This window comes from Enterobacter sp. Taxon_8 (genome assembly GCF_058354585.1).
Genome location: NZ_CM177989.1, coordinates 1,659,077 through 1,684,791, shown reverse-complemented (window position 1 = coordinate 1,684,791; position 25,715 = coordinate 1,659,077). Strand labels below are relative to the sequence as shown.

The 25,715-nt window shown below is 56.2% G+C and carries 21 protein-coding genes; 10 read left to right on the top strand and 11 right to left on the bottom strand.

Annotated elements, in window-relative coordinates; genetic code table 11:
* Positions 1 to 276: 276 nt before the first annotated feature.
* Positions 277 to 1,077, top strand: coding sequence for a mannosyl-3-phosphoglycerate phosphatase-related protein (locus tag AC4IBF_RS07920; protein WP_133294725.1), 801 nt, complete (start codon positions 277 to 279; stop codon positions 1,075 to 1,077).
* Here the strand turns inward: AC4IBF_RS07920 and dgcQ are convergent.
* The 3 genes from dgcQ to AC4IBF_RS07905 form a co-directional block, all read right to left on the bottom strand.
* Complete coding sequence (dgcQ, locus tag AC4IBF_RS07915) at positions 1,062 to 2,762, bottom strand: cellulose biosynthesis regulator diguanylate cyclase DgcQ (RefSeq protein WP_143345277.1); 1,701 nt, start codon at positions 2,760 to 2,762, stop codon at positions 1,062 to 1,064. The genes AC4IBF_RS07920 and dgcQ overlap by 16 nt on opposite strands.
* A gap of 73 nt (positions 2,763 to 2,835) precedes the next feature.
* Entirely contained in the window at positions 2,836 to 3,018 is a 183-nt protein-coding gene (locus tag AC4IBF_RS07910) for a YodC family protein (RefSeq protein ID WP_008500307.1), read from the bottom strand.
* Positions 3,019 to 3,096: 78 nt separating this feature from the next.
* Entirely contained in the window at positions 3,097 to 4,008 is a 912-nt protein-coding gene (locus AC4IBF_RS07905) for a DUF808 domain-containing protein (protein WP_008500306.1), read from the bottom strand.
* A 178-nt stretch (positions 4,009 to 4,186) separates the two neighbouring features.
* Between AC4IBF_RS07905 and yedA the strand changes: the two genes are divergently transcribed.
* Positions 4,187 to 5,101, top strand: coding sequence for a drug/metabolite exporter YedA (yedA, locus tag AC4IBF_RS07900; RefSeq protein ID WP_136195807.1), 915 nt, complete (start codon positions 4,187 to 4,189; stop codon positions 5,099 to 5,101).
* Here yedA and AC4IBF_RS07895 read toward each other — a convergent pair.
* The 3 genes from AC4IBF_RS07895 to AC4IBF_RS07885 all read right to left on the bottom strand — a co-directional run bounded on the left by AC4IBF_RS07895 (position 5,073) and on the right by AC4IBF_RS07885 (position 7,723).
* Positions 5,073 to 5,564: a very short patch repair endonuclease gene (locus tag AC4IBF_RS07895; protein WP_127731524.1), complete on the bottom strand. Its 492-nt coding sequence runs from the start codon at positions 5,562 to 5,564 to the stop codon at positions 5,073 to 5,075. The two genes, yedA and AC4IBF_RS07895, sit on opposite strands and share 29 nt — an antisense overlap.
* Positions 5,545 to 6,960 carry a DNA cytosine methyltransferase gene (locus AC4IBF_RS07890; RefSeq protein WP_136195809.1) on the bottom strand — a complete coding sequence of 472 codons (1,416 nt, stop codon included), beginning with the start codon at positions 6,958 to 6,960 and terminating at the stop codon, positions 5,545 to 5,547. The genes AC4IBF_RS07895 and AC4IBF_RS07890 overlap by 20 nt, the downstream gene beginning before the upstream one ends.
* 61 nt (positions 6,961 to 7,021) lie before the next feature.
* Positions 7,022 to 7,723, bottom strand: coding sequence for a phosphohydrolase (locus AC4IBF_RS07885; RefSeq protein ID WP_133294730.1), 702 nt, complete (start codon positions 7,721 to 7,723; stop codon positions 7,022 to 7,024).
* 284 nt (positions 7,724 to 8,007) lie between these two features.
* Here AC4IBF_RS07885 and ompC point away from each other — a divergent pair, with 284 nt between their 5' ends.
* Positions 8,008 to 9,114, top strand: coding sequence for a porin OmpC (gene ompC / locus AC4IBF_RS07880; protein ID WP_136195811.1), 1,107 nt, complete (start codon positions 8,008 to 8,010; stop codon positions 9,112 to 9,114).
* A 53-nt stretch (positions 9,115 to 9,167) separates the two neighbouring features.
* Here the strand turns inward: ompC and AC4IBF_RS07875 are convergent, their stop codons facing one another.
* Complete coding sequence (locus AC4IBF_RS07875) at positions 9,168 to 10,031, bottom strand: N-acetylmuramic acid 6-phosphate etherase (RefSeq protein WP_136195812.1); 864 nt, start codon at positions 10,029 to 10,031, stop codon at positions 9,168 to 9,170.
* A 165-nt stretch (positions 10,032 to 10,196) separates the two neighbouring features.
* Between AC4IBF_RS07875 and AC4IBF_RS07870 the strand changes: the two genes are divergently transcribed.
* Positions 10,197 to 11,813: a sensor histidine kinase gene (locus AC4IBF_RS07870; protein WP_115875739.1), complete on the top strand. Its 1,617-nt coding sequence runs from the start codon at positions 10,197 to 10,199 to the stop codon at positions 11,811 to 11,813.
* Positions 11,810 to 12,529, top strand: coding sequence for a two-component system response regulator DcuR (gene dcuR / locus AC4IBF_RS07865; RefSeq protein WP_045908149.1), 720 nt, complete (start codon positions 11,810 to 11,812; stop codon positions 12,527 to 12,529). The genes AC4IBF_RS07870 and dcuR overlap by 4 nt, the downstream gene beginning before the upstream one ends.
* Here the strand turns inward: dcuR and AC4IBF_RS07860 are convergent.
* Complete coding sequence (locus AC4IBF_RS07860) at positions 12,510 to 13,472, bottom strand: FAD:protein FMN transferase (RefSeq protein WP_136195814.1); 963 nt, start codon at positions 13,470 to 13,472, stop codon at positions 12,510 to 12,512. The two genes, dcuR and AC4IBF_RS07860, sit on opposite strands and share 20 nt — an antisense overlap.
* 95 nt (positions 13,473 to 13,567) lie before the next feature.
* Positions 13,568 to 16,348: a flavocytochrome c gene (locus tag AC4IBF_RS07855; RefSeq protein WP_143345278.1), complete on the bottom strand. Its 2,781-nt coding sequence runs from the start codon at positions 16,346 to 16,348 to the stop codon at positions 13,568 to 13,570.
* Positions 16,349 to 16,957: 609 nt separating this feature from the next.
* Between AC4IBF_RS07855 and AC4IBF_RS07850 the strand changes: the two genes are divergently transcribed.
* Together AC4IBF_RS07850 and fumA are read left to right on the top strand one after the other, a co-directional pair.
* Complete coding sequence (locus AC4IBF_RS07850; RefSeq protein ID WP_023325580.1) at positions 16,958 to 18,466, top strand: anion permease; 1,509 nt, start codon at positions 16,958 to 16,960, stop codon at positions 18,464 to 18,466.
* Positions 18,467 to 18,522: 56 nt separating this feature from the next.
* Positions 18,523 to 20,172, top strand: a complete 1,650-nt coding sequence (gene fumA, locus AC4IBF_RS07845; RefSeq protein ID WP_491463252.1) for a class I fumarate hydratase FumA — start codon at positions 18,523 to 18,525, stop codon at positions 20,170 to 20,172.
* Here fumA and AC4IBF_RS07840 read toward each other — a convergent pair.
* A complete protein-coding gene (locus tag AC4IBF_RS07840; RefSeq protein WP_136195817.1) occupies positions 20,161 to 21,054 on the bottom strand; it encodes a LysR family transcriptional regulator in 894 nt (297 codons plus the stop codon). The two genes, fumA and AC4IBF_RS07840, sit on opposite strands and share 12 nt — an antisense overlap.
* A 106-nt stretch (positions 21,055 to 21,160) precedes the next feature.
* Here AC4IBF_RS07840 and AC4IBF_RS07835 point away from each other — a divergent pair, with 106 nt between their 5' ends.
* The 3 genes from AC4IBF_RS07835 (at position 21,161) to AC4IBF_RS07825 (ending at position 24,839) form a co-directional block, all read left to right on the top strand.
* On the top strand, positions 21,161 to 22,459 hold the full coding sequence (locus AC4IBF_RS07835) for a serine hydrolase domain-containing protein (RefSeq protein WP_491463251.1): 1,299 nt from the start codon (positions 21,161 to 21,163) through the stop codon (positions 22,457 to 22,459).
* Positions 22,460 to 22,740: 281 nt separating this feature from the next.
* Positions 22,741 to 24,054 (top strand): MFS transporter, encoded by a 1,314-nt coding sequence (locus tag AC4IBF_RS07830; RefSeq protein ID WP_127731546.1) that lies wholly within the window; start codon positions 22,741 to 22,743, stop codon positions 24,052 to 24,054.
* Positions 24,051 to 24,839: a substrate-binding domain-containing protein gene (locus tag AC4IBF_RS07825; protein WP_248174552.1), complete on the top strand. Its 789-nt coding sequence runs from the start codon at positions 24,051 to 24,053 to the stop codon at positions 24,837 to 24,839. The genes AC4IBF_RS07830 and AC4IBF_RS07825 overlap by 4 nt, the downstream gene beginning before the upstream one ends.
* On the opposite strand, the gene psrA is transcribed toward AC4IBF_RS07825, so the two are convergent.
* On the bottom strand, positions 24,814 to 25,713 hold the full coding sequence (gene psrA, locus AC4IBF_RS07820) for an L-proline-binding transcription factor PsrA (protein WP_133294738.1): 900 nt from the start codon (positions 25,711 to 25,713) through the stop codon (positions 24,814 to 24,816). The genes AC4IBF_RS07825 and psrA overlap by 26 nt on opposite strands.
* Positions 25,714 to 25,715 lie beyond the last annotated feature (2 nt).

Below are 25,715 nucleotides of genomic sequence, written 5' to 3'. Positions count from 1 at the left end.
ATGACCGGGATCAAAACTTGCTTATGCAAGAAGCACTTGAAAATTCGTTACACCAGGAAATCTGATGTACAAGCCACACTATCCCCAACGAATTTGTCTGACAAGCATATATTCTTATGATGAATATAATATTTTTAACATAATGCTTTTCGCTATGAGCAATAACATACGCCGAATGCGGGTTTGCCAGGGAATACTCTCATTTCTCCTGTTAACAATTCGGTTATTTTTTAGGAATTTTCTTAGATAAGGACGCAGCCGTTACCGGGAGCCACTATGCCTTCACTGCGGGATAACTTGCTGATTTTTTCTGACCTGGACGGCTCGTTGCTGGATATTCATACCTATGAGTGGCAACCCGCCATGCCCTGGCTGGACAAACTGCTGGATAATCAGATTCCGGTCATTCTCTGCAGCAGCAAGACCGCGGCAGAGATGCTGGATATCCAGCAGGATCTTGGGCTTGAAGGCTTGCCTTTTATTGCCGAGAACGGCGCGGTGATTCAGCCTGACGTGCGCTGGGATAAGGTTCAGCGCCAGACCAGAGGGATGACGCACCGGGATATTCGTCCTCGGATCGAGCAGATTCGTCTGCAGACGGGCTTTAAATTCACCACCTTTGACGATGTGGATGAGCACGTTATCAGCGAGTGGACCGGGCTGACGCGCTACCGTTCGTCGCTTGCCCGCAAGCATGAAGCGTCCGTCACGCTCATCTGGCGCGATACCGACGAGAAAATGGTTCAGTTTGAAGAGGAACTGGCGAATATCGGCCTGAAATGCCTGCAGGGTGCGCGGTTCTGGCATATTCTGGACGCCCGCTGCGGCAAAGACGTAGCGGTGAACTGGCTGATTGAACAGTATGGCGAGCAGGACGAGATCGAGCCCACCACGCTGGGGCTCGGCGACGGTCCTAACGATGCGCCGCTGCTCGACAGCGTTGACTTCGCGGTGGTCATCAAGGGGATTAACCGCCAGGGCATCACGCTACGGGATGATAACCCTGCCCGCGTTTATCACACCCAGCAGCCCGGCCCGGCAGGCTGGCGGGAGGGGCTGGATCACTTCCTGTCCTGATTTCGCCACATGACCCGGTTACGCCCGCTCTGCTTGGCCTCATAGAGCCGGACGTCCGCCACGGACTGCAGCTGCTCAAAATCGTAGTTACCCGCTTCATCCGCGCTGCTGACCCCCAGCGACGCGCTGATGCGCAGGGTCGTGCTCTTCTTCACCAGAATCTCCTTACTGTTGATTCGGCAACGAATGCGATCCGCGACGCCTCTCGCCTCCTCCAGACCAATCCCCGGCAGGACGACGCAAAACTCTTCCCCGCCCACACGCCCTGCCACATCATTCTTGCGTAACGCGCTGGCAATCAGTCCTGCCGTGTGGGAGAGCACCTTATCACCGGCCTGATGGCCGAAGCGGTCGTTGATGTTTTTAAAATGGTCGAGATCGATCTGAATCACCGAGAACGGCAGCGACTGCTGGCGACAGGTTTCTGCCAGCATTTTTGCGCGGTCGAACAGCGCGCCGCGATTATTCAGTCGCGTAAGCGGATCGTGCCAGGCCTGCCACTGGAGGGAGTGCTGAAGCGTATACATGTTACTCACCATCCGGCGGATCACCAGCCACGAGATCAACAGCATGGCGGTAAAGAGCGCCCACAGCAGCGCCAGTACGATACTGATGCTACCGAAGTCGTCCTGTACCCCTTCATGCAGAGTGTGGATCCGCAGGACGACGCCATCGAAGTGATCGAGCCGCTCCCAGGTAATAAACCGGCTCCCGAGGCGGATACCGCCGCCGGTATCATGCTCAATCGCCTGGGCAATCTGCGCCGCTTCGCGTTCGTCAAAATGGTTAACCGGGCTTCCCGCGTGGGCTGAGGTGGCGATCATATTTAGCCGGGTATCGTACAGCTGATACTCTCCCTCCGTTCGATCTTCCGTCGCATCGGCCAGCAGACGCTGCATCGTGCTCAATGTAAAGTCCATCGCCACGACGCCGTACCAGTAACGATCGAAATAGATGGGGACGCTGGCGGTGATCGTTCGTTCATCCCCGGTCCAGGATGAAGGCGTGGAGATAAACCAGCGCACGGCGCGGGCGCGGTTGTTACGTTCTGACTGCTGGGTAAACCAGGACTGCGTGACCAGATTATAATAGCGGGCAGTAATATCACCCGCCCGATCCGGCGTATCCGTGGAAAGGAAAAATCCGGCGCGGGAGACGTAGATCACTCGCGCTTCCGTTTGCGCTCTCGACGACGCCAGTCTGAGCAAATAGCCCACTTCGAGCGCGGCAGAAATTTCATGGCTTATGCGTTCAGCGTCCCGATTGAGAAGCGTGGTTTTTTCGACAAAGGCGTCCGAGACCCCGTTAATGGGAAGGGTACGTTTTTTATCAACGGCAAGCTGCCAGGTGGGGAGCATGCGGACGGTATTAAAGCGTGACACCGCATCCTGTAAGACTTCAAAGGCCAGCGGCGTCTCGATTGCGTCATGCATGCCCTGGCGAAATAACAGCAGCCTGTCGATGCTGTTCTGTAACTGCCTGTCCAGAGAACTGGCCACCGTATCCAGATGATTGCGCTGGCTGGAGATGTATGCCTCTTCCAGCACCACCACCTCACGCCAGGTAAGTAGAGTGGAAAATACCAGAACGATCATAAAACAGAGATTAACAATCCGCCCCGGATTGCTACGCTTATGCAGCCATTGCAAAAAAGATTGTCTTACAACAAAGGTATCGCGCTGCACACACACTCCATGATCGCTACCTAACACCCAGTACTTGAGATAAAAACGCCCGGCAAAGCCGGGCGTTATGTGATTAAGCCTTGTCCCGCTTGTGCTGCCCGTCACCCGGCTGAAGCTCATCTTCACGAAATGCTTCCCGCTTGATGCTATAGCCATCGTGCCACCGGCATTCCACCATTCCGCTGGAATACCCGGTGACGATCATACGTGGGCCGCCCTTTTTAGGCTTAACTTCATCACTGACCAAAAAGACCATACCTGCCTCCTGTATCAGGGTGAAACTGTTTCAATTTAGACGAGGAATGGTCTTTTTGCATCCTGCCGCGGGTAACAATTAGTGCGACGTGCCGCGAATTTTCTCAACCAGCTTCACCGCCGCAACGACGATAGCGCCAATGATAAAGCCCAGCACCAGATTCAGCAGGGTGGGCAGAATCGCCGCGATAACGGCCCCCTGCGTGGAGGAGAAATGCTCGATGGCATGGTGCAGGGGCGCAATACCGTGAACCACAATTCCGCCGCCCACGAGGAACATCGCCAGCGTGCCCACCACCGACAAACTCTTCATCAGCCAGGGCGCCAGCACCAGCAGGCTTTTGCCGATGCCTCTTGCTACCGCGCTCGACTTTTCTTCCAGCCAGTAGCCAATATCGTCCAGCTTGACGATTAGTCCCACCAGACCGTACACGCCCACGGTGACCAGAATCGCAATGCCGGAGAGGATCAGCACCTGGTTCAGAAGCGGCGCGTCAGAGACAATCCCCAGCGTAATCGCGACGATTTCCGCAGACAGGATAAAGTCGGTCCGAATGGCGCCCTTGACCTTATCACGCTCGAAGGTTTTCGGATCCTGCGCGGCCAGCGCTTCAAGACGCTGCTGGCGTACCTCCGGCGTATCGCTCTGCTTGCGCGCGCTAAAGGAGTGGAGCACCTTCTCCACACCCTCGAAGCAGAGAAATGCCCCACCGATCATCAGCAACGGCGTGATGGCCCAGGGGATAAAGGCGCTGATCAGCAGCGCCAGCGGCACCAGGATCACCTTATTCAGGAAAGAGCCTTTCGCCACGCCCCACACCACCGGCAGTTCACGGTTTGCCCTCACCCCACTCACCTGCTGGGCGTTCAACGATAAATCATCGCCCAGCACGCCTGCGGTTTTTTTCGCCGCCAGTTTCCCCATCACTGAAATGTCGTCCAGTAAGGTGGCAATATCATCCAGCAATGTTAATAAGCTACTTCCTGCCAAAATCTTAATCCTTCATTTTTTGGTAATTAAGTGAATAGTATGGAGCAAAAGCGCCAACCCGGAAACAGGCACCTTACGTCAACAAAAAATTCACATCTGCCACACAATTAAAGGGCTCGCCAGCGAGATAGTTTTCGCGTTTACTATCAGCGAACTTTTTATTTCGTCGTGAGGGATTATGCGTTTCCGGCAATTGCTACCGCTCATCGGGGCACTCTTTTCGCTGTACATCATCTGGGGGTCAACCTACTTTGTCATTCGCATCGGCGTGGAAAGCTGGCCGCCGCTGATGATGGCGGGCATTCGTTTTCTCTCGGCGGGCATCCTGCTGCTTGCCTTCCTGCTGCTGCGCGGGCATAAGCTTCCCCCGCTGCGTCCGATGCTAAATGCCGCCCTGATCGGCCTGCTGCTGCTGGCTGTGGGGAACGGATTTGTGACGATTGCCGAGCACCAGAACGTACCGTCCGGGATCGCCGCCGTGGTCGTTGCCACCGTACCGCTGTTTACCCTGTGCTTCAGCCGCCTCTTTGGTATCCGCACCCGCAAGCTGGAGTGGCTGGGTATTGGGATTGGCCTTGCCGGCATCATTCTGCTGAATAGCGGCGGTAACCTGAGCGGGAATCCGTGGGGTGCAGTCATCATCCTGATTGGCTCGATGAGCTGGGCGTTTGGTTCCGTGTACGGTTCGCGTATCGAACTGCCTACCGGCATGATGGCGGGCGCAATCGAGATGCTTGCCGCCGGGATTGTACTGCTGCTCGCCTCCATGCTTACGGGAGAAAAGCTGACAACCCTGCCGCCGCTGTCGGGCTTGCTGGCGGTAGGCTACCTGGCGCTGTTCGGCTCTGTCATCGCCATTAACGCCTATATGTTCCTGATCCGCAATGTCTCTCCGGCTGTCGCCACCAGCTACGCCTACGTTAACCCGGTCGTGGCCGTGCTGCTCGGGACAGGTCTGGGGGGAGAAACGCTCTCGCCAGTGGAATGGATTGCATTAGGGATCATTGTGTTTGCCGTCGTGCTGGTCACGCTGGGCAAATATTTGCTGCCGGCAAAACCGGTAGTCACGCCTTGCGAGGCGGAGAAACCGTAAGCAGGTGAATGCCCTGCGTGTCGATCTGCGCGGTCTGGCCGCCGCCGCAGATCCACTCTTCAAGCCGTTCGGTCAGATCGGTATCATTCAGCTTTAATCTGCCTCTCAGCGCACACTCCCAGACAATCAGCACCCGCCAGCCTTGCTCAATAAGCGTCGAGAGGTCCCGCTCGTCGCGCTCGACGTTTTTAGCAATCTTATCCAGCCAGAAATCGGTGCGCGTCGCGGGGACTTTAAACAGGTAGCAGTCGTGATGGTGCCAGAAACAGCCGTGAGTAAAGATGATGCACTGCCAGGCGTCGATGACGAAATCGGGACGCCCCGCCAGGGCGGGATCCTGGACGCGGAAGTCAAACCCCGCCTGCGTCAGCAGCGCGGCCAGGCGCTTTTCAATCGCGGTGTCACGCGTGCCGATGGCACGCATGTTTTTACTGCGCGTCGCCTTATCGTGAACGTCCGTCATTGACGGCCTCACTCTGGCGGAGCGCCACCGCCTGCCTGATGCGCGAGGCCAGCAGCTTTGCGACCGCCGCAAACGCGGGAACGACCACCGAATTACCAAACTGGCGGTACGCCTGGGTATCCGAAACCGGAATGCGGAAACCGTAGCCTTGCGGCGTTTCAAAACCCATCAACCGGGCGCATTCCCGCGGCGTTAAGCGTCGCGGACGGTGACGCTGGTTGTGCGGATCGTCGAAATCTTTTTCACCCAGCGCTTTGTCCCAGCCTCTGTCGATCAGGATTTCCGCGCCGTCTTTGTAGTAGCGAGCAGACAGCGTGCGGGTGACGCTGTGCGGATCGTTAGGGTTTACCATCCCAAAGCCGAAGCCGTTGCCTTTCGCCTGGTGCTTCTTGGCATAGCGGTAGAGGTATTTCCACAGCACCGGAGTCAGGATAAATTTCGCGTCGACGACCGGTTCCAGCAGGTCCGCCACGGTGGGACGCCGCTCGGGATACAGAGAGGGAATATCCCGCAGGGTAAAATCGCCTTTCAGATTGAGATCGCGACGGAAGCCCACCAGCACGATACGTTCGCGATGCTGGGGCAGGAAATGTTTCCCATCAATAATTTTAGGATCGTCCGCGCCCATGTCCTGTGAATCGGCCACGTCATAACCCAGCTCATCCAGGGTTTGCATGATAATGCGGAAGGTTTTCCCGCCGTCGTGGCTTTTTAAATTTTTGACGTTTTCCAGCACAAAGATGGGCGGGCGGCGGGCGTCAATAATGCGCGCCACATCAAAAAAAAGCGTTCCCTGCGTATCGCACGCGAAACCGTGGGCCCGTCCAAGGGCATTCTTTTTGGAGACGCCAGCCAGCGAGAACGGCTGACAAGGGAAGCCTGCCAGCAGCACGTCATGCGCCGGGATCGTCTGACGAATGTGCTCGGCGGCCTGTTCATCGCTCACGCCGCTTTTATGGCTCAGGGTCACATCGCGGATATCCGCGTTGAAATGATGCTCGTTCGGATCGCAGTACCAGTTAGCTTTGTAGGTTCGTACGGCATGTTTGTTCCACTCGCTGGTAAACACGCACTGTCCGCCGATGGCTTCAAAACCGTGCCGGATGCCGCCGATACCGGCAAAAAGATCGATAAAGCGGAAGGCATAGTTCGGGTGCGCGGCAGAAGGACGCGGAAGCAGATTTTGCAGATAACGATACTCGCCTTCACTCAGGCGACGCCCTGCTCGCTCGCTGGTCAGCAGGCGTTTAAGGATCGCCGGGCTCCAGTGGCTCTCGCCGTGCGCCACCAGCAGGCTGGCCAGCGTTTTAGCATCATAGATATCCAACAGCTGGCGCAGTAAGGCCTGCACCGTTGCCGTTGTTTTCTCAGCCTGCGCGGGCGCGGGCTCTGTCACTGATCGATTTTCCTGCATTCTTTTAACCGGAGAATAAAGACTGGGAACAGATTACCACAGTTCAGTTGCGCAAACTGCGACGGAAACGGCTCAGCACCTGGCTATCCAGCCCGAGGCAGTCGCCGTGTAATTCGGCGCTGAGTTTCGCCATAAACTGGATCAGGAAATCGGCATTGTGACGTGCCAGTTCGCGGCCCATGTCCGTTTGCATTGTATCAGGCAATCGCAGCAGCTTGGTCTGAAAATGGTCGAGGGCAAACGCACGGTCGTCGAGGGGACGCGCATCGGCGAAGGGATCGTTAGCATCAAAAAGCGACACGCCCAGCGCGCCCGAGACGGCAAAAACGCGCGCCAGGCCGATAGCGCCTAACGCTTCCAGCCGGTCTGCATCCTGCACAATTTTGGCCTCCATGATCTGCGGCGCAATCCCGGCGCTGAAGCTGTGCGCCTCAATCGCGTGCCCGACGGCGGCAATATGCTCTGGCGGAAAGTCCGGGAAGTCGTGGCGCAGAATGTCGCTCGTCTTAAGCGCCGCGAGCCGTGACGACCGGCTGCGTTCAGGATGGTTTTTCGGCAGGCTGACAATATCGTGAAAATAGCATGCGGTCAGAATCACCAGCGGCTCGACCATGTGGTGAACCATGATTTTTTGCGCCGTCATCCAGACCCGACGAAAATGCGAAATATCATGTGCGGTATCGTCGGTGCTGTGATTCTCCTCGAGCCAGTGCTCAAATCGTTGCTGCCACCGGGCAAGTTCCATCGTCATGTCCTGTCGTCTAAAAGAGAAAGAATTATAACACAGGCAAATTAAACCAATTAAAAAATAGAAATTCGAAATACTTAATAATAATTACACCCTATAAATTCAAGCAACTAATTCACGGGAAAAATAAAGAGAGCAAATGAAATATTTTGCAATATTTAAAAGGTTTTAATTACATTTGTTTTTAGAACTAAATAACACATCCTGGAATAGTATCCACCCTGTAATTGCGGAGAGTGATTACATATATTCATATAAATTATCTTTCAAGGGAATATATAATGAAAAGAAAAGTTTTGGCAATTATTGCACCTGCATTATTAATTGCAGGCATAGCAAATGCGGCTGAAGTTTACAACAGCAATGGCAATAAACTCGACCTGTACGGTAAAGTAGATGGTCTGCATTATTTCTCTGACGACACGGGTTCAGATGGCGACGTAAGCTACGTTCGTCTGGGCTTCAAAGGCGAAACGCAGATCAACGACCTGCTGAGCGGCTATGGCCAGTGGGAATATAATATTAAGGCTAACAAAACAGAGAACTCAGGCAATCAGTCATGGACACGCCTTGGCTTCGCTGGTCTGAAATTTGGTGAATACGGTTCATTCGACTACGGTCGTAACTACGGCGTGGTTTACGATGTTGAAGGCTGGACCGATATGCTGCCTGAGTTCGGCGGAGATTCCTATACCTATACCGATAACTTTATGACCGGCCGTACAAACGGTGTTGCAACCTACCGTAATAATGATTTCTTTGGCCTGGCTCAGGGCCTGGATTTCGCTATTCAGTATCAAGGCAATAACGAAAGCGCCTCTAACGATCAGGAAGGTACCAACAATGGCCGTGATATCCGCAAAGAAAACGGAGACGGTTGGGGTATTTCAACCTCCTACGATTTCGGTATGGGATTCAACGCCGCCGCTGCATATGCTTCATCTGACCGTACCAACGACCAGGTTACCAAAACAACAGCCGGTGGTGACAAGGCTGACGTCTGGACTGTTGGCTTGAAATACGATGCCAACGATATCTATCTGGCAACCATGTATGCAGAAACCCGCAATATGACGCCTTACGGTGACTTCGGCGTTGCTAATAAAACTCAGAACTTTGAAGTGACAGCACAGTATCAGTTTGATTTCGGCCTGCGCCCTGCGATCTCTTTCCTGATGTCTAAAGGTAAGGATCTGAATTCCTTCTACGGAAGTGATAAAGATCTGGTGAAATATGCTGACGTGGGTGCGACCTATTATTTCAACAAAAATATGTCCACCTATGTTGACTACAAAATCAACCTGCTGGATGAAGATGACGATTTCTACAACGCGAATGGCATCAGCACCGATGACATCGTAGCAGTCGGTCTTGTTTATCAGTTCTAATCCCCAAAATACCAAAGGCCGCAATTGCGGCCTTTTTTATTTCTTCATTTTTATTATGGCGCTTCCTGCAGCGCCACCCGAATAAACCCGTTATTCTGCGCCAGCAGTTCATGGGCCTTCCACGCATCCAGCCCTGTGAGCACCATCAATACCGCCGTTTTACAGTGATGGTTACAGCTCTCCAGCGCGGCTTTAGCCTCCGCCCGGGAGCATCCCCCCGCTTCCATCACAATGGCGATTTGGCGTTCGGCCCATTTGGTGTTGCTTGCCTCAAGATCCACGCGCAGGTTGCTGTAAACCCGTCCGGTCCGAACGGCCAGCCCTGTAGCGATCATTGAGAGGATCATTTTCTGCGCAATCCCCGCTTTGGTGTTGATATAGCCTGCGACGACATCGGCACCCAGATCCGGAGCGATAACCATGCTCGCCAGATGCGCGGCTTCACTTTGCGCATCGCCGGTAATGATGGCCACCGGCGAACCCAGCGACCATGCATGGCGCATTGCCCCCCAGACCCACGGCGTTTTTCCGCTGACGGTCACGGCCAGCATCATATCGTGTTCACCAAACTTAATGGCCTGCAGATCGGCAACGCCGCGCTCGTAGCTCCCTTCCCCTTCTTGTGCCGTAACGGCAATCACCGGGGTTTTGCCCGGCGCATACTCATCGGTAACCTGTTGCGCAACGCGCCCAGACGGCCCCGCGCCAACGATGACCAGGCGACCGCCGTGGCTGAGCGCCGCGGCGGCGTTGTCTACCACGCGTGCAATAGTATCTAAACAGGGGGTAATAGCAGCAGAAATGAGTGCATCATCCTGGTGAATGACTTTCAGCATGTCCAGCGTGGACAATCTATCAATATTCATCGTGCTGGCGTGCCGTCTTTCCCTGACCGAACCGGTAAGCATAACGCTCATAAACAGCCTCCTTATTATGAGTACCCATACACTATAAAGTGTTTTATATAGATGACCTGCGAGGAGGGTCACGAAAAGAGGACCAAATCCACGCCTTTACATGGCTTTAAGAAAAGCGCGTCATCGGCGATAATTACCCCCTTTCTTAATCATCGCGGAGTGTTGATGAGCGATTTGCAGCCTTTCCTTCCGACGCGCAAGCGCCCCATGAAACTCAATACGCTGGTCACGCTGATGGTATGCGCGATTATTGCCTCTGTGCTGCTGGTGGTCTTTGCGCTCTACTCAGTACAAATCACTCGGGCGACCCGCGATGATGTTAAAGACACTGCGCTCGGCATTGCCCGCACCCTCGCCGACAGCCCCGAGATACAGCGCGGCCTGATGCAGGCACCGCAGGAGAATATTATTCAGCCTATCGCCCAGGCGGTGACGAAGCGAAACGATCTGCTGTTCACCGTGGTCACCGATATGCGCGGGATCCGCTATTCACACCCGAACGAGGCGCTGCTGGGGCTGCATTTTATCGGCGATGATTTAACCCCTGCGCTGGAAGGCAAAGAGAACGTATCGGTTAACCGGGGCGCGCTCGCCGAAGCGCTGCGCGTTTTTACGCCCGTCTACGACGGCCAGCACGAGCAGATCGGCGTGGTGGTAGTCGGTATCTCCCTGAATAAGGTTGAAGAGCAGATTGCCCGCGGGCGGCTAAACGCCGTCTGGACCATTTTATTCAGTATTTTTATGAGCTCCATGGCAATTTGGGGTCTGGTGCGGGTACTGAAACGCATCCTGTTCGGGCTCGAACCTTACGAAATTTCCGCCCTGTTCGAACAGCGTCAGGCAATGCTGCAGTCGCTTCGCGAAGGGGTTCTGGCCGTCGATATTCACGGGCGCGTGACGATGATCAACCAGACCGCCAGAGAAATATTGCTTCTCCCCTCCGGCAAGCAGACCGAAAACGCCAGCGCGCCCCTGCTGGCCAGCCTGCGTGACGTCTCGAAGACGGGCGTTGCGCGCCAGGATCAGGAGATCAGCTGCAACGGTAGGCTATTGCTGTGCAACATGGTCCCCGTGAAAAGTCAGGATCGGGTGATCGGCGCCATCACCACCTTTCGTGATAAAACGGAAATCAGCCAGCTGATGCAGCGTCTGGACGGCATGGTTAACTACGTCGATGCCCTGCGCGCCCACACCCACGAGTTTATGAATAAACTGCATGTGATACTCGGCCTGCTGAATATTAAGCGCTACGACAAGCTGGAAGAGTACATTCTCCAGACGGCACATCATTACCAGACGGATATCGGTACGATACAGAGCAAGGTAAAATCCCCGGTGGTTGCCGGGTTCCTGCTGGGTAAAATCAACCGGGCGAAAGAAGCGGGCGTCACCCTGACGCTGGCGGATGAAAGCCAGATACCGGATACCGCAAGTGAAGAGCAGGTCGCGGTGCTGATCACCGCGCTGGGCAACCTCATTGAAAACGCGCTCGACGCGATGGAAGGACAGCAGGAGGGCGAGATCGGCCTGCTGCTGCATTATCAGAACGGCTGGCTCAGCTGTGAAGTCAGCGACGATGGCCCCGGCATTGATCCCACTCAGCTGGAGTCTATTTTTACAAAGGGCTTCTCAACAAAAGGTGAAAACCGCGGCGTTGGGCTGTTCCTTGCTCGCCAGCAGATTCAGAACCTTGGCGGCGATATCTCCGTCGAGTCTGAGCCCGGCGTATTTACCCAATTTTTTGTTCACATCCCCTGGGATAGCGAGAGGAAAATCGCGTGATAAATGTGTTAATTGTCGATGATGACGCCATGGTGGCCGACCTCAACCGTCTGTACGTCAACCGCGTTGAAGGCTTTACCTGCTGTGGCGTCGCCTCCACGCTAAACCAGGCCGAGGCCATCATTAATGACCCCAGCCATCCTGTCGATCTGGTGCTGCTGGATGTCTATATGCAGCAGGATAACGGGCTGGATCTGCTGCCCGTCATTCGCGCATCCGGCCGCCCAATCGACGTGATCATGATCACCTCGGCCGCCGACGCCGCCACGATCCAGACCTCCATTCACTACGGCGTGGTGGATTATTTGATCAAGCCGTTCCAGTTCCCGCGCTTTGAAGAGGCGCTGAACGGCTGGAAGGCAAAGCATAGCCTGATGGGGTCGCATCAGTATTACGAGCAGGCGGACGTCGACCGGCTGATCCACGGCGGGGCACCGGAACTGGCGGACAGCAAAAAGCTGCCGAAAGGGTTAACGCCGCAAACGCTTCGCACGATTTGCCAGTGGATTGACGCACACCCGGAGACGGAGTTTTCTACCGACGATCTGGCAAACGCGGTCAATATTTCCCGCGTGTCCTGCCGCAAATATCTGATCTGGCTGGCGCAAATCAATATTCTGTTCACCAGCATTCACTACGGCGCCACCGGGCGTCCGGTGTATCGCTACCGCCTCCAGCCGGAGCAAACGGGCCTGCTCAAGCAATACTGTCAGTAACGCGGTAGGTATCATCCAGCAGGGTAAAGCGGAAGTGGTGTGCTGAAGAGAACACCACTTCTTTTGTTTTGGTCACAAAGATCGCTTCTATGTCGGGACGCGCGCGCAGCGCAGCGCGGCCCTTCTCCACGCCCATGCCGTACATCAGCGTGGTCCAGATATCGCCGTCGATGGAATCTTTTGAAATGATGGTCACGCTGTCCAGTTCGTTATCGAGCGGGTAACCGGTGCGCGGATCGAGAATGTGGTGATAGCGTTTGCCGTCTTGTTCAAAGTAGCGCTCGTAAGTTCCCGACGTGACGACGGACAGGTTCTCTACGGTCATAGTGCCGATCAGCGCGTCACCGGCGAACGGTTTTTTCAGCCCAACGCTCCAGCCCCCTTCCGGGGAGCCTAAGGTCTGAATGTTTCCGCCGAGGTTAATCAGCCCCAGTTCCGCGCCCTCTTTATGCAGGTAATCCCGCACCCTGTCGGCGATATAGCCTTTGGCAATCGCCCCCAGATCGATCTCCATCCCCGCCCGGGTCAGAAACACGCTGCTGCTGGCCTCATCAAGGAGGACATCCTCGGGGCGGGTAATCGCCAGCAGCGAGGCGATTTCATCGGCAGGCGGAACGCTGTCCCCCTGAAAGCCAATTTTCCAGCGCTTCACCAGCGGACCGATCGCCAGGTTAAAGGCGCTGTCCTTGAGCAGGCTTGCCGCTTTTGCACAGCGGATCAGATCAAACACCGGCCGACTGACGGTGACCGGATGCTGGCCCGCCGCATGGTTGATGTCCATCACCTGCGAGTGCGCGCGGTTGACGGTGAGCAGGTCTTCATACTGTTTGATCAGGCGAAACACGCGGGACGCGAGGGCTTCGTCATGGGAGAAGAGCTTCAGGAGGATGGGAGACCCCATCAGGACGGCGGAGTAGCTGTAAACGCGATGGCTATCAGGCATGGCAGGAGTCCTCAGCTGTAGCCCCCGGCTGGCACCGCGCCGCCGGGGAAAATGCCGGATAGCGCTGCGCGTATCCGGCCTGGGAAGCAGGTGCCTTACATCTTTTTCGAACGCAGAGCCGCCTGATGTCCTGCAAGGGTACCAAAAATAATGATATCTGCCACCGCGTTACCGCCGATACGGTTAGCACCGTGGATCCCGCCGACCACTTCACCGGCTGCAAACGCGCCTGGCAGCACGTTGTGGTTGCTATCCAGCACGCAGGTTTCGGTGTTGATGGTCACGCCGCCCATGGTGTGGTGCACGCCCGGTGCAATCTGAATGGCGTAGAATGGCCCTTCATTGATGGGCGCACGCAGCGCGGTGGTACGACCAAAGTCGTCATCGTGCTGTTTTTCAACGAAACCGTTGTAACGTTCCAGGGTCGCCAGGAAAGCGTGGTGATCCATACCGAGCGCTTCCGCCAGGGCTTTAGGCGAGCTGGCGCTGGTCACGAAGCCTTTGGCAATGTACTCATCCGCAGCTTTGTTTTTGGCGCGTACGTGCTCGTCAAAGACGATGTAAGCGTATTTCTCCGGCAGCGCGATGATTGACGCCGAGACTTTATCGCGGGTCGACATTTCGTTGTAGAAGCGTTCCCCTTTCTGATTGACCAGAATCGCCCCGCCCCCGCGGATGGATTCGGAAATCAGGTACGAGGTTTTCTGCTCTACGGTTGGGTGAATTTGAATCTCGCCCATATCGACAGTGCCAGCTCCGATGCGCTCAAGTAGCGCGATACCGCCACCGGTCGCCCCTTTGTGGTTGGTGGTGACGAAACCTTCCAGATCCGGACGGTATTTCACGACCATCTGGCTGTTGGCGCTGAAGCCGCCTGTGGCGACAATCACGCTTTTCGCTGCCACGGTGATGGTTTCATTCTCTTCGGTGGTCAGGCGCACGCCGGTGACTTCACCGTTTTCGAAGATAATGTCGCTGACGGAGGTATCCAACATTACCTCGATGTTGCGTTTGTTGACGTTACGCACCAGGCCGCTAATCAGGTAACCGCCCACCGCAGAACCGTCTTTTGGACGGTGAGTACGGTCAATGCTCATCCCGCCGGTGGTGGTGATGTCGTTCAGCATGATGCCGCGGGTTGCCAGCCACTCAATCGCCTGCGGCGCGTTCTCGACGAAGCGGCGCAGCAGTTCCGGGTTGTTCTTGTTGCCGCCGCCTTTCAGGCTTTCCTGGTAGAACAGCTCTTTGCTGTCCTGAATGCCCTTCACGCGCTGGAAGCGGGTTTCGGCAGCGTTCATACCGGCAGAGGCTTTAATGGTGTTCCCGCCGATGGTCGGCATTTTCTCGACGATCAGCACGCTCGCGCCTTCGTCGTGAGCCTGAATCGCCGCCGCCAGCCCGGCGCCGCCGCTGCCGACAACCACCACGTCCACGCTGCGGGTTTCGTTCGGGTCAACGCCCTCTTCCGCGGCCAGCGCTTTGCTGGATTTCAGCATCGCTTTAGAGACCGCTTTCTTCACCGCTTCACTCTGGCTGGTTGCGCCGGTGATGGCATCCACGTGCGGAGTATTAGCATCCAGAATGCGGGTACGGATCTCTTCAAAGCTGGTGACGAACTCAACGTCTTCGCTCGGGCCGGAGGCCAGCTCGATGTCCGCAATGCGGTCGGTTTCCAGGCTGACGTTAATCACCAGTTCGTTAGCGTCATCCTGCACTTTCTCAGCAAAGGTACCCGGTTTGAATTTTGATTCGCCCATGCTCATGTCGCGGATCATCGCTTCCACCAGCGAGAAGCGCCACAGCGGTTCAGGAATGTTCAGCGCCTCGCGCTGGGTGCTGTCCATAAACAGCTCAAGGCTTTCGCCGGCCGCGATGCGGTCTGTCCAGTCCGGATAAGCGATGGTGGCGCGGCCAACGGCAATCAGGTCGTAGCCGTGTTCAAGCGCTTCATTGGCATCGGCGGCATTCACTACGCCGCCCACGCCCATCACCGGAACCTGCGCCAGCGTTTCAGAACGCATCGCGCAGTATTTTTCGATAAGCGGCGTCGGGTCCTGGGTGTCGACAATGGAAGGACGCAGGGTCGCGCCGACGGAGAAGTGCAGGTAATCCACGCCGCGCGCCGCCAGTTTTTCCAGAAGGTACATGGTGTCTTCAAAGCGGATGCCCGGCACTTCAAGCTCTTCAGGGGAGAAGCGATAGCCAATAATAAAGGCGTCGTCCGCGTACTGGCGCACCATTTTGTGGGTGATATCCAGAACCGCCAGCGGGAACTTCGCGCGGTTATCGCGGCTGCCGCCCCACTCGTCGTCACGCTGGTTAGAGTTTGGCGAATAGAACTGCTGAATCAGATAGGTGTTCGCCCCGTGGATTTCCACGCCGTCGAAGCCGGCCTGGATCGCGCGGCGCACCGCTTCACCAAACTTGCCGATCATGCCTTCGACTTCTTCGCCAGTCAGCGCCACTGGCGTTGCTGCGCCCTCACGCGGCGCGGCAACAGCGCTTGGGCCAACCGGCGTACGGCCACCGATCAGTTTCGGGTCAACCATGCGGCCGCCGTGGTAGATCTGCAGCAGGGCCTTTGACCCTTTGGATTTAATCGCCTCCGCGATTTTCGCCAGCCCGGCAATTTTCTCGTCATTATCAATCCCGATCGCGCCCGGGAAGGCGAGGCCGAGATCGTCAACGAAGCAACACTCCACAATGATGGTGCCGATGCTGCCGGAACGAGCACGATAGTACTCCACCAGTTCGCTGGTAACGGTGCCGTCGTAATAGCCGGTACAGGTGGTCATAGGGGCCATTAACAAACGGTTTTTCAGTTCAGTGCCATTCGGTAATGTGAAGGGGCTAAGAATGCGTTCGTTAGTGCTCATAATAGAAACTCCAAACTTTTAAAAAATTAAGAATTCGTTATCGGAGTGATTTTTTTGTTCGTCGTTATTTGCCGATGTCATGATATTAATATAATGATTTTTTTAGTTTCTAAAGTTATTACGTTAGTTAATAAACTATTTAATCCCTGCAATAACACAAATAACACATTGGTGTTAGCGAATGTAATTTAGTCATTCACAATAATTTAAAATTCGTTAAATAAAAATTGGTAAAACCAATTTCCATATCACATACAAAACCATAAAAAACAAGAATATAAAAAAACAAAGAAAGCATAAATGTTACGAAAATGATAAAGCAAACCAATAAAACAGGTAATACCCACATACGCCTGAGTGGTTATTAATAAAAGCATAAAAATAACGCTGCAATTCTGTTTTTTTGATCGCGATCAATAGTTATGGCATCCAAAGGCGCAATATAAAAACATCATCAATTTTTAATTTAGCGCATCTACAAAAGCGTTAAATTGCTATTACTGAAAATACAAAATTGCACCTTTAATAACTAAAAAAAGCAAAGAAACTTAAGAAAGTGATTTTGTTTTTCAGTTCGACCGAATCTTTGACAACTTAAGACGTGAAACTATGAATACAAAAACTGCTGTAACGCCCCCTGTGGCGAACCAGGCATCAAATGGAAACGCAAAACGTCTGCTGATGATGGCACTGCCCGTCATCGTCGCCGTACTGCTGCTGTTTGTTCCGGTACCGGAAGGACTGCCTCCTTACGCGTGGCACTACTTCGCAATCTTTGTCGGCGTGATCGTCGGTTTGATCTTCGAACCCCTGCCAGGTGCGGTGATCGGTCTGACCGGCGTGGTCGCCATTGCCCTGTGCAGCCAGTGGGTGCTGTTTAGCCCTGAACAGCTGGCCGATCCGAAATTCAAGCTGGCAGGCGCCTCCTTTAAGTGGGCGGTGAGCGGGTTTGGTAACTCTACCGTCTGGCTGATTTTCGGTGCCTTTATGTTCGCCGCAGGCTATGACAAAACCCGCTTCGGCCGCCGTCTGGCGCTGATTCTGGTGAAATACCTCGGCCGTCGCAGCCTGACGCTCGGTTACGCAATTACGTTTGCTGACCTGCTGCTGGCGCCGTTCACCCCGTCCAACACCGCGCGCAGCGGCGGGACCATCTACCCGATCATCGCTAACCTGCCGCCGCTGTACGGTTCAAAACCTAATGACCCAAGCGCGCGTAAGATTGGTTCGTACCTGATGTGGGTGGCGATCACCGCGGCCTGTATCACAAGTTCAATGTTCCTCTCCGCCCTCGCGCCAAACCTGCTGGCCCTGGCGCTGGTGAAAAGTACGGTTGGGATTGATATCTCCTGGGGCACCTGGTTCCTCGCCTTCCTGCCGCTGGGTATTCTGCTGATTCTGACCATGCCGCTGCTGGCCTACTGGTTCTACCCGCCTGAAGTGAAGGTCAACAACGAAGTGCCGCTGTGGGCGACCCGCGAACTGGAAAAACTCGGCAAACTGTCCCGCAATGAAATTCTGCTGCTGGTGTTCGTGTGCTGCGCGCTGCTGATGTGGATCTTCGCCGCCGCGTGGATTGAACCGGCTATGGCTGCCCTGCTCATCGTCGGCCTGATGCTGTGGACCGGCGTGCTGGAGTGGAACGACATCACCGGTAACAAAGCCGCGTGGAACACCTTCGTCTGGTTCGCCACCCTGGTGGCGCTGGCGGACGGTCTCTCCTCTACCGGCTTTATCAGCTGGCTGGGTAAAGAAGGCGGTCTGCTGATGAGCGGTATCTCTCCGGGCGTGGCGACCATCGTCCTGCTGCTGGCGTTCTACCTGCTGCACTACCTGTTTGCCAGCACCACCGCGCACACTACGGCGCTGCTGCCAGCGATGCTGACCATCGCCTCCACCATCCCGGGCATGAATATGGAAGTGTTTGTTCTGCTGATGGTGACCTCGCTGGGTGTGATGGGGATCATCACCCCGTACGGTACTGGCCCAAGCCCGATCTACTACGGTAGCGGCTACCTGCCAACCAAAGACTACTGGCGCCTCGGCACCATCTTCGGTGCCATCTTCCTGGCGGCCCTCCTGCTGATTGGCTATCCGTGGATGTCCATGATGTTCTGATTCCTGACCGCCGGACTTCTCCTCCGGCGGTTTTATTTTTTGTGGAGCAATACGCTATGTCAAACAAACCGTTTATCTACCAGAACCCCTTCCCTCTTTCGCATGACGACACCGAATACTACCTGCTGACCAAAGAGCACGTCTCCGTTACCGAGTTCGAAGGCCAGGAAATCCTGAAGGTGGAGCCGGAAGCCCTGACCCTGCTGGCGCAGCAGGCCTTCCACGACGCCGCGTTTATGCTGCGTCCTTCCCATCAGAAGCAGGTTGCCGCCATTCTCAACGACCCGGAAGCCAGCCAGAACGACAAATACGTTGCCCTGCAGTTCCTGCGTAACTCTGAGATCGCGGCCAAAGGCGTGCTGCCGACCTGCCAGGATACCGGCACGGCGATCGTCATGGGTAAAAAAGGCCAGCGCGTCTGGACCGGCGGCGGTGACGAAGCGGCGCTGAGCCAGGGGGTTTACAACACCTACATTGAAGACAACCTGCGCTACTCCCAGAACGCTGCGCTGGACATGTATAAAGAGGTGAATACCGGCACCAACCTGCCCGCGCAGATTGACCTCTACAGCGTGGACGGCGACGAATACAAATTCCTGTGCATGGCAAAAGGCGGCGGTTCTGCCAACAAAACCTATCTCTACCAGGAAACCAAAGCGCTGATCACCCCGGCTAAGCTGAAAAATTACCTGGTTGAGAAGATGCGTACCCTGGGGACAGCAGCCTGCCCGCCGTACCACATTGCCTTTGTTATCGGCGGAACCTCGGCGGAAGCCACGCTGAAAACCGTGAAGCTGGCCTCCACGCGCTACTACGACGCCCTGCCAACGGAAGGCAACGAACACGGCCAGGCGTTCCGCGACGTTCAGCTCGAACAAGAGCTGCTGCAGGAAGCACAGAACCTCGGCCTCGGCGCGCAGTTTGGCGGTAAATACTTCGCCCACGACATCCGCGTGATCCGCCTGCCGCGCCACGGCGCGTCCTGCCCGATTGGCATGGGCGTCTCCTGCTCCGCGGACCGCAACATCAAAGCGAAAATTAACCGCGACGGGATCTGGATTGAGAAGCTGGAGCACAACCCGGGCCAGTACATTCCGGAGTCACTGCGCCAGCAGGGTGAAGGCGACGTGGTCAGCATCGATCTGAACAAGCCGATGAACGAGATCCTGGCGCAGCTTTCCGCACACCCGGTCTCTACCCGCCTGTCGCTGAACGGGACCATCATCGTGGCGCGCGACATCGCCCACGCGAAGCTGAAAGAGCTAATCGACAACGGTGAGGAACTGCCGCAGTACGTCAAAGATCACCCGATCTACTACGCGGGCCCGGCCAAAACGCCGGAAGGCTACGCGTCTGGCTCGCTCGGCCCGACCACGGCGGGACGCATGGATTCATATGTGGACCTGCTGCAGTCCCACGGCGCGAGCATGATCATGCTGGCAAAAGGCAACCGCAGCCAGCAGGTAACCGACGCCTGCCATAAGCACGGCGGCTTCTACCTGGGCAGCATTGGCGGCCCGGCGGCGGTGCTGGCGCAAAACAGCATTAAGAGCCTGGAGTGCGTCGCGTATCCGGAGCTGGGAATGGAAGCCATCTGGAAAATCGAAGTCGAGAACTTCCCGGCGTTTATCCTGGTGGATGACAAAGGCAACGATTTCTTCCAGCAGATCCAGAACCAGCAGTGTAAAGGCTGTTCACAGCGCTGAGTGCTTCCATACGTTCGGCAGGAGCGACAGCGTTTCAGCGATTGTGCTGCGCTTGTCGCTCCCCGGCTTCCAGATGGTGACCATCGTCTGACCAATTCCCTGGCTGCCCACTTCGGTGTGCAGCCTTTTTACGTTTTGCCACTGCCCGGCGTGAAAATGCGTCGGTAAGAATCCCCAGCCGCAGCCGCGCTCCAGCAGACCGCGCAGCATCTCCGGCTCATTGGTAAAGAGGGTATGCCCGGAAATCTGCAGGCGGCGCGCCACCGGCTCGTCCGAGGCGGGGTGCATGACGACCTGAGGTACCAGGGAGAGATCGAGCAGCGACAGAGGCGAAGAACGGTCAGCAAACAGCCCGCTGGCGGCATAAAAATCCATATCGATGGCACCCAGGGCACGCCACTCCATATCATTGCCCACGCTGCGGTTGCGTGCCTGGCAGATGGCCAGATCCGCGTCGTTGTTCGCCAGCAGCCGTTCCGATTCATCCCGCGAGGCACAGATAAGGCTCAGGCGGATTTTTCGTACCGCCATTTCAGCAATCACCCCATGCAGAAAGGCTCTGGGCGTAAAAGGATCGTAGACCAGCGTCAGGTCCTGCGTGGCACCGTGCGGCACCTCTCTGGCAAACGCCTCAAAGGCTTTTACCTGCCGCATCAGCAGGTGCGCCTGGCGCTGAAGCTGTTCCCCTTCGGGCGTGAGCCGCAGGGTGCGGCCGTCGCGAATAAACAGCGCGTAGCCCAACCCATCCTCAAGAAAATCAACCAGATCGCGAAGCGTCGTTCGGTCCTTCTTCAGCGCCACCGCGGCTTTACTCAGGCTCCCGTTCTCGGCCACGGCGGTAAATGCCTCGAGCTGTGCAAAAGAGTAAATCAGTCCCGCCACGCTACGCTCCCTCTGTTTTTTGGGGGGATTTTCCCCCGCTATGCGTTTTTTATTATAGCTCCGGGGTTTTTAAACTGAAGCCGTTCCTAACCTGTAAGAGACGGATATGAAAAACAGAAAAGTAAACCATGCCCTGCTGGCGGGCCTTATCTTCAGCACCCTGATCTCCCCTGCGGCAGTGGCCGCCTGTAAAGGCACCGACCTCAGCGCTTGCCCTGCCCCCTTCGACACCACCCTGCCTGACACCCATAAGATGCTCACCTGGAGTCAGGCCGATCGCGTGGTGGGCTTTCGCAATGACTACCGCAACTACGCCGGGGACGTTTTCCGCCACGGTAGCGCCGTGCCGCTGGAAATGTCGGACAAGCCGCTCACGGACGCACACTATCAGGTCAACGGCAGGCGCTACGGCCTTAAGGACTACCTCCAGCGGCAGAACGTCAGCGGCATGCTGGTGCTGAAGGACGGCAAAATCGCCTGGAAGTATCTTGGAGAGGGCAATACCGACTCGACGCTCTGGACCTCGCGCTCGGTTGGGAAATCGGTGGTATCGGCGCTGGTGGGCGTAGCCCTCAAAGAGGGAAAGATCCACTCGCTTGACGATCGGATCACGCGGTATGAACCCGATCTGAAAGGCACCGCGTGGGACGGCGTGACGCTCAGACAGCTGATCACCCATACGTCCGGCGTGGCCTGGAACGAGGATTACACCAACCCCCACTCCGACTTTGCGCAGCTCACCGAGTGCGAGGCGAAGCCGGGTACCTATGACTGCGTGCGCAAGCTGGTGAAGGGGCTGCGCAGGGCGCATCCGGCCGGAGAGAACTGGTCTTACTCTTCGGGCGGTGCCTGGCTGCTGGGTGACGTGCTGGAGCGGGCCACCGGCATGACGCTCGCAGCCTATCTGGAGAAAAGCATCTGGCAGCCTTACGGCATGGCGAGCGACGGCGTGTGGCATGCCTACAGCAAAGGCCAGCACGACGTCGGCGCGCACGGCTTTAACGCCACGCTGGAGGACTGGGGACGCTTCGGGCAATTTATCCTGAACAACGGTACGCTGCCGAACGGTAAGACCATACTGCCGGAAAACTGGATCAGGCAGTCGTCAGACTGGACGAAGGCCAAAGGCTCGGTCTCAGACGCCCATCCCGAGGGGCTGTACGGCTATCAGTGGTGGAACAATGAAGTGCCCGCCAACGCCACGGGCGTAGAGCCGACGGCACAGGATTCGCTGAAAGGTTCGCTCTGGGCGCTGGGCATTTTCGGGCAGATGATCGTGGTGAACCCAAAGGAAAATCTGGTCATCGTCCAGTGGTCTATCTGGCCGCAGGCGGAACCGTCCTTCAGCGCCCAGCCGCTGGAAGCCTCTCTGATGTTTAGCGCGATTGCCAGGGCGCTGCGCTAAATTGCATCCGCCGGGTAATGAAGCGGTTACCCGGCTCATTCTGAAACGCGCCTCTGCGCCACATCACAAAATCGCAATATCAGAGACTTACAGAATATTGGTGAATAAAAAGCCAACGGCTTGTTAAGTTATTGTTGCCATTAATTGTATTTATTCGTCGGATTATATTCATGCAAGAAATGCATCAGTCGATGCGGCATTTGCGCTTATCTAATTCCTCATCCTGATCCAGTTTTCAGAAACAGACGCGTAAAACGTCAACAATAAAACTGGAGATAACCATGTTTTCCTCAACCTCACCTGCAACCGTACGTTCGAAGGCGGGCGCCATACTTCGCGTCACGTCCGGCAACTTTCTTGAGCAATTCGATTTCTTTCTGTTCGGCTTCTATGCCACCTATATCGCCCACACGTTCTTCCCGGCAAGCAGTGAATTTGCGTCGCTGATGATGACCTTCGCGGTCTTCGGCGCGGGCTTTTTGATGCGTCCCATCGGGGCCATCGTGCTTGGCGCCTATATCGACAAGGTGGGGCGCAGAAAGGGGCTGATCGTCACGCTGTCCATCATGGCGGCGGGGACGTTCCTGATCGTGCTTATCCCCTCTTATCAAAGCATCGGTCTGTGGGCGCCGCTGCTGGTGCTGACGGGCCGTCTGCTGCAGGGCTTTTCCGCCGGCGCGGAGCTTGGAGGCGTGTCGGTCTATCTGGCTGAAATCGCCACGCCGGGCCGCAAGGGTTTTTACACCAGCTGGCAGTCCGGTAGCCAGCAGGTCGCCATTATGGTCGCCGCGGCGATGGGCTTTGCGCTGAATGCCCTGATGGCGGAGAGCGCCATTCGCGAATGGGGCTGGCGCATCCCGTTCCTGTTCGGCTGTTTAATCGTGCCGTTTATCTTCTTCCTGCGCCGCAAGCTGGAAGAGACGGAAGAGTTCAGCGCGCGCCGCCAGCATCTGGAGATGCGTCAGGTCTTTAAAACGCTGCTTGGCAACTGGCAGGTCGTGGTCGCGGGCATGCTGATGGTGGCGATGACCACCACCGCGTTCTATCTGATTACCGTCTACGCACCCACCTTTGGTAAAAAGGTGCTGATGCTGAGCGCGTCGGACAGCCTGCTGGTCACGCTGCTGGTGGCGGTTTCTAACTTCATCTGGCTGCCGGTGGGCGGTGCCCTGTCGGATCGTTTCGGCCGCAAGCCGGTGCTGATTGCCATGACCCTGCTGGCGCTGGCGACCAGCTACCCGGCCCTGACGCTGCTGGCGAGCGCCCCCAGCTTCTCCATGATGCTGAGCGTGCTGCTGTGGCTCTCCTTCCTCTACGGCCTTTATAACGGCGCGATGATCCCGGCCCTGACGGAGATTATGCCTGCCGAAGTGCGCGTGGCGGGCTTCTCGCTGGCTTACAGCCTGGCAACGGCGGTCTTTGGCGGCTTTACCCCGGTGATGTCCACCGCGCTGATTGAATACACCGGTGACAAAGCTTCGCCTGGCTACTGGATGAGCTTCGCCGCGGTGTGTGCCCTGCTGGCCACGCTCTACCTCTACCGCCGCCGTGCGGTATCGCTGCAAAACACCGTCAAGTCACAGGGGGCAGTATGAAACGCACTTATCGCTATACCGCCAGCGCGCTGGTGCTGATGTTCCTGAGCGTCAATGCCTTTGCCCAGGACGTAAAGGTCATGATCTCAGGTGGCTTCAAAGCCGCCCTTGAAAAACTGGCTCCGGAATATGAACGCCAGACCGGGGATAAAATCGTGATCATCCCCGGCCCCTCAATGGGCGCTACGCCGCAGGCGATCCCAAACCGCTTGGCGCGCGGCGAGAAGGCCGACGTGGTGATTATGGTGGGCGATGCGCTGGAGAAGCTCGAAAAAGCCAGCCAGACCCAGCCGGGTTCGCGAACTGAACTCGCGGACTCTCCCGTTGGCATGGTGGTGAAAAAAGGTGCGGATGTCCCTGATATCAGCAGCGAGGCGGATCTGCGTAAAACGCTGCTGCAGGCCAGCTCCATCGCCTACTCTGACAGCGCCAGCGGCAGGTACGTCAGCCAGACGTTGTTCAAAAAGCTGGGGATTGAAAAAGAAGTGGCGGGTAAAGCGACAAAGGTCGAGCGTATTCCGGTCGCCTCAGAAGTGGCAAATGGAAAATACACCCTCGGTTTCCAGCAGGTTAGCGAGCTGTTGCCGGTTCAGGGCGTCACCTTTGTCGGGAAAATCCCTGACAATGTGCAATACATCACGCGCTTCGCGGGCGCGGTTACCCGCCATGCAGAACATCCCGGGGAGGGGAAAGCACTGTTGACCTATCTTGCCTCACCGCCCTCACGCGCCGTCATCGAGAAGACGGGGATGATCCCCGTTACGTCCGGCGATACTGCTCGGTGATCTGCTTTTCCAGTTCAGCCGCGATATAAGACTGGATGCGCCCCCGGCGCCGGATAAGCCCTACGGTGCGTTTGACCTCCGGCGCCACCAGCGGCAGATGCGTTAGCAGCGTGTGCTCTGAGGTCGGCATTGACATGGCGGGAACGGCAGCGATGCCGATCCCCGCCTCAACCATACCGAGCATCGTGGTAACGTGGCGCGTTTCGCAGACGCTGGGCCGCTCGGGAACGATATCCCCCAGCATCCGATCGAGCAGGTTACGGTTACCTGACGTTTTATCGAGAGAGATATAATCCTGCTGATAAAATGCCTGCCACGTCAGGTGACTCTTCTGCGCCAGCGGATGATCCTTTCTGCACGCCGCGACGTAGACATCCTCCACAAGCGGGAAAAATTCGATTTCAGACGGCAGGTTTCCTGCGAAGCAGATACCAAAATCCGCCTGGCTTCGGGCCACGGCGTCAATCACATTCCCCGCGCTGCTGTCGATGAGCTTAATGCGCACGCGCGGATAGCGAGACTGAAAGCGACGGATCATATCAGGCATAAAGTAACAGGCGGCGGAAGGTACCGTGGCAACCGTGATCAGCCCCGTCCGCTCTTCGCTGGCTTTATCGACATCCGCCAGCATTGACTCAACGTTGTCGAGCAGCTGCGCGGAGCGCTCGGCAAAGTTTTGCCCGTATAACGTTAAGGCCACGCGGCGGGTGGTACGATCGAACAGCCGGTTTCCCAGCGCGGCTTCCAGCTTTTCAATCCTGCGGCTCAGCGCCGACTGGGATAAACAGATAGATTCAGCGGCGACACGGAAGTTACCGTATTCCACTAACGCTCTGAAAGCATAAAGATCGTTAAGGTCAAAATTCACGGGCATAG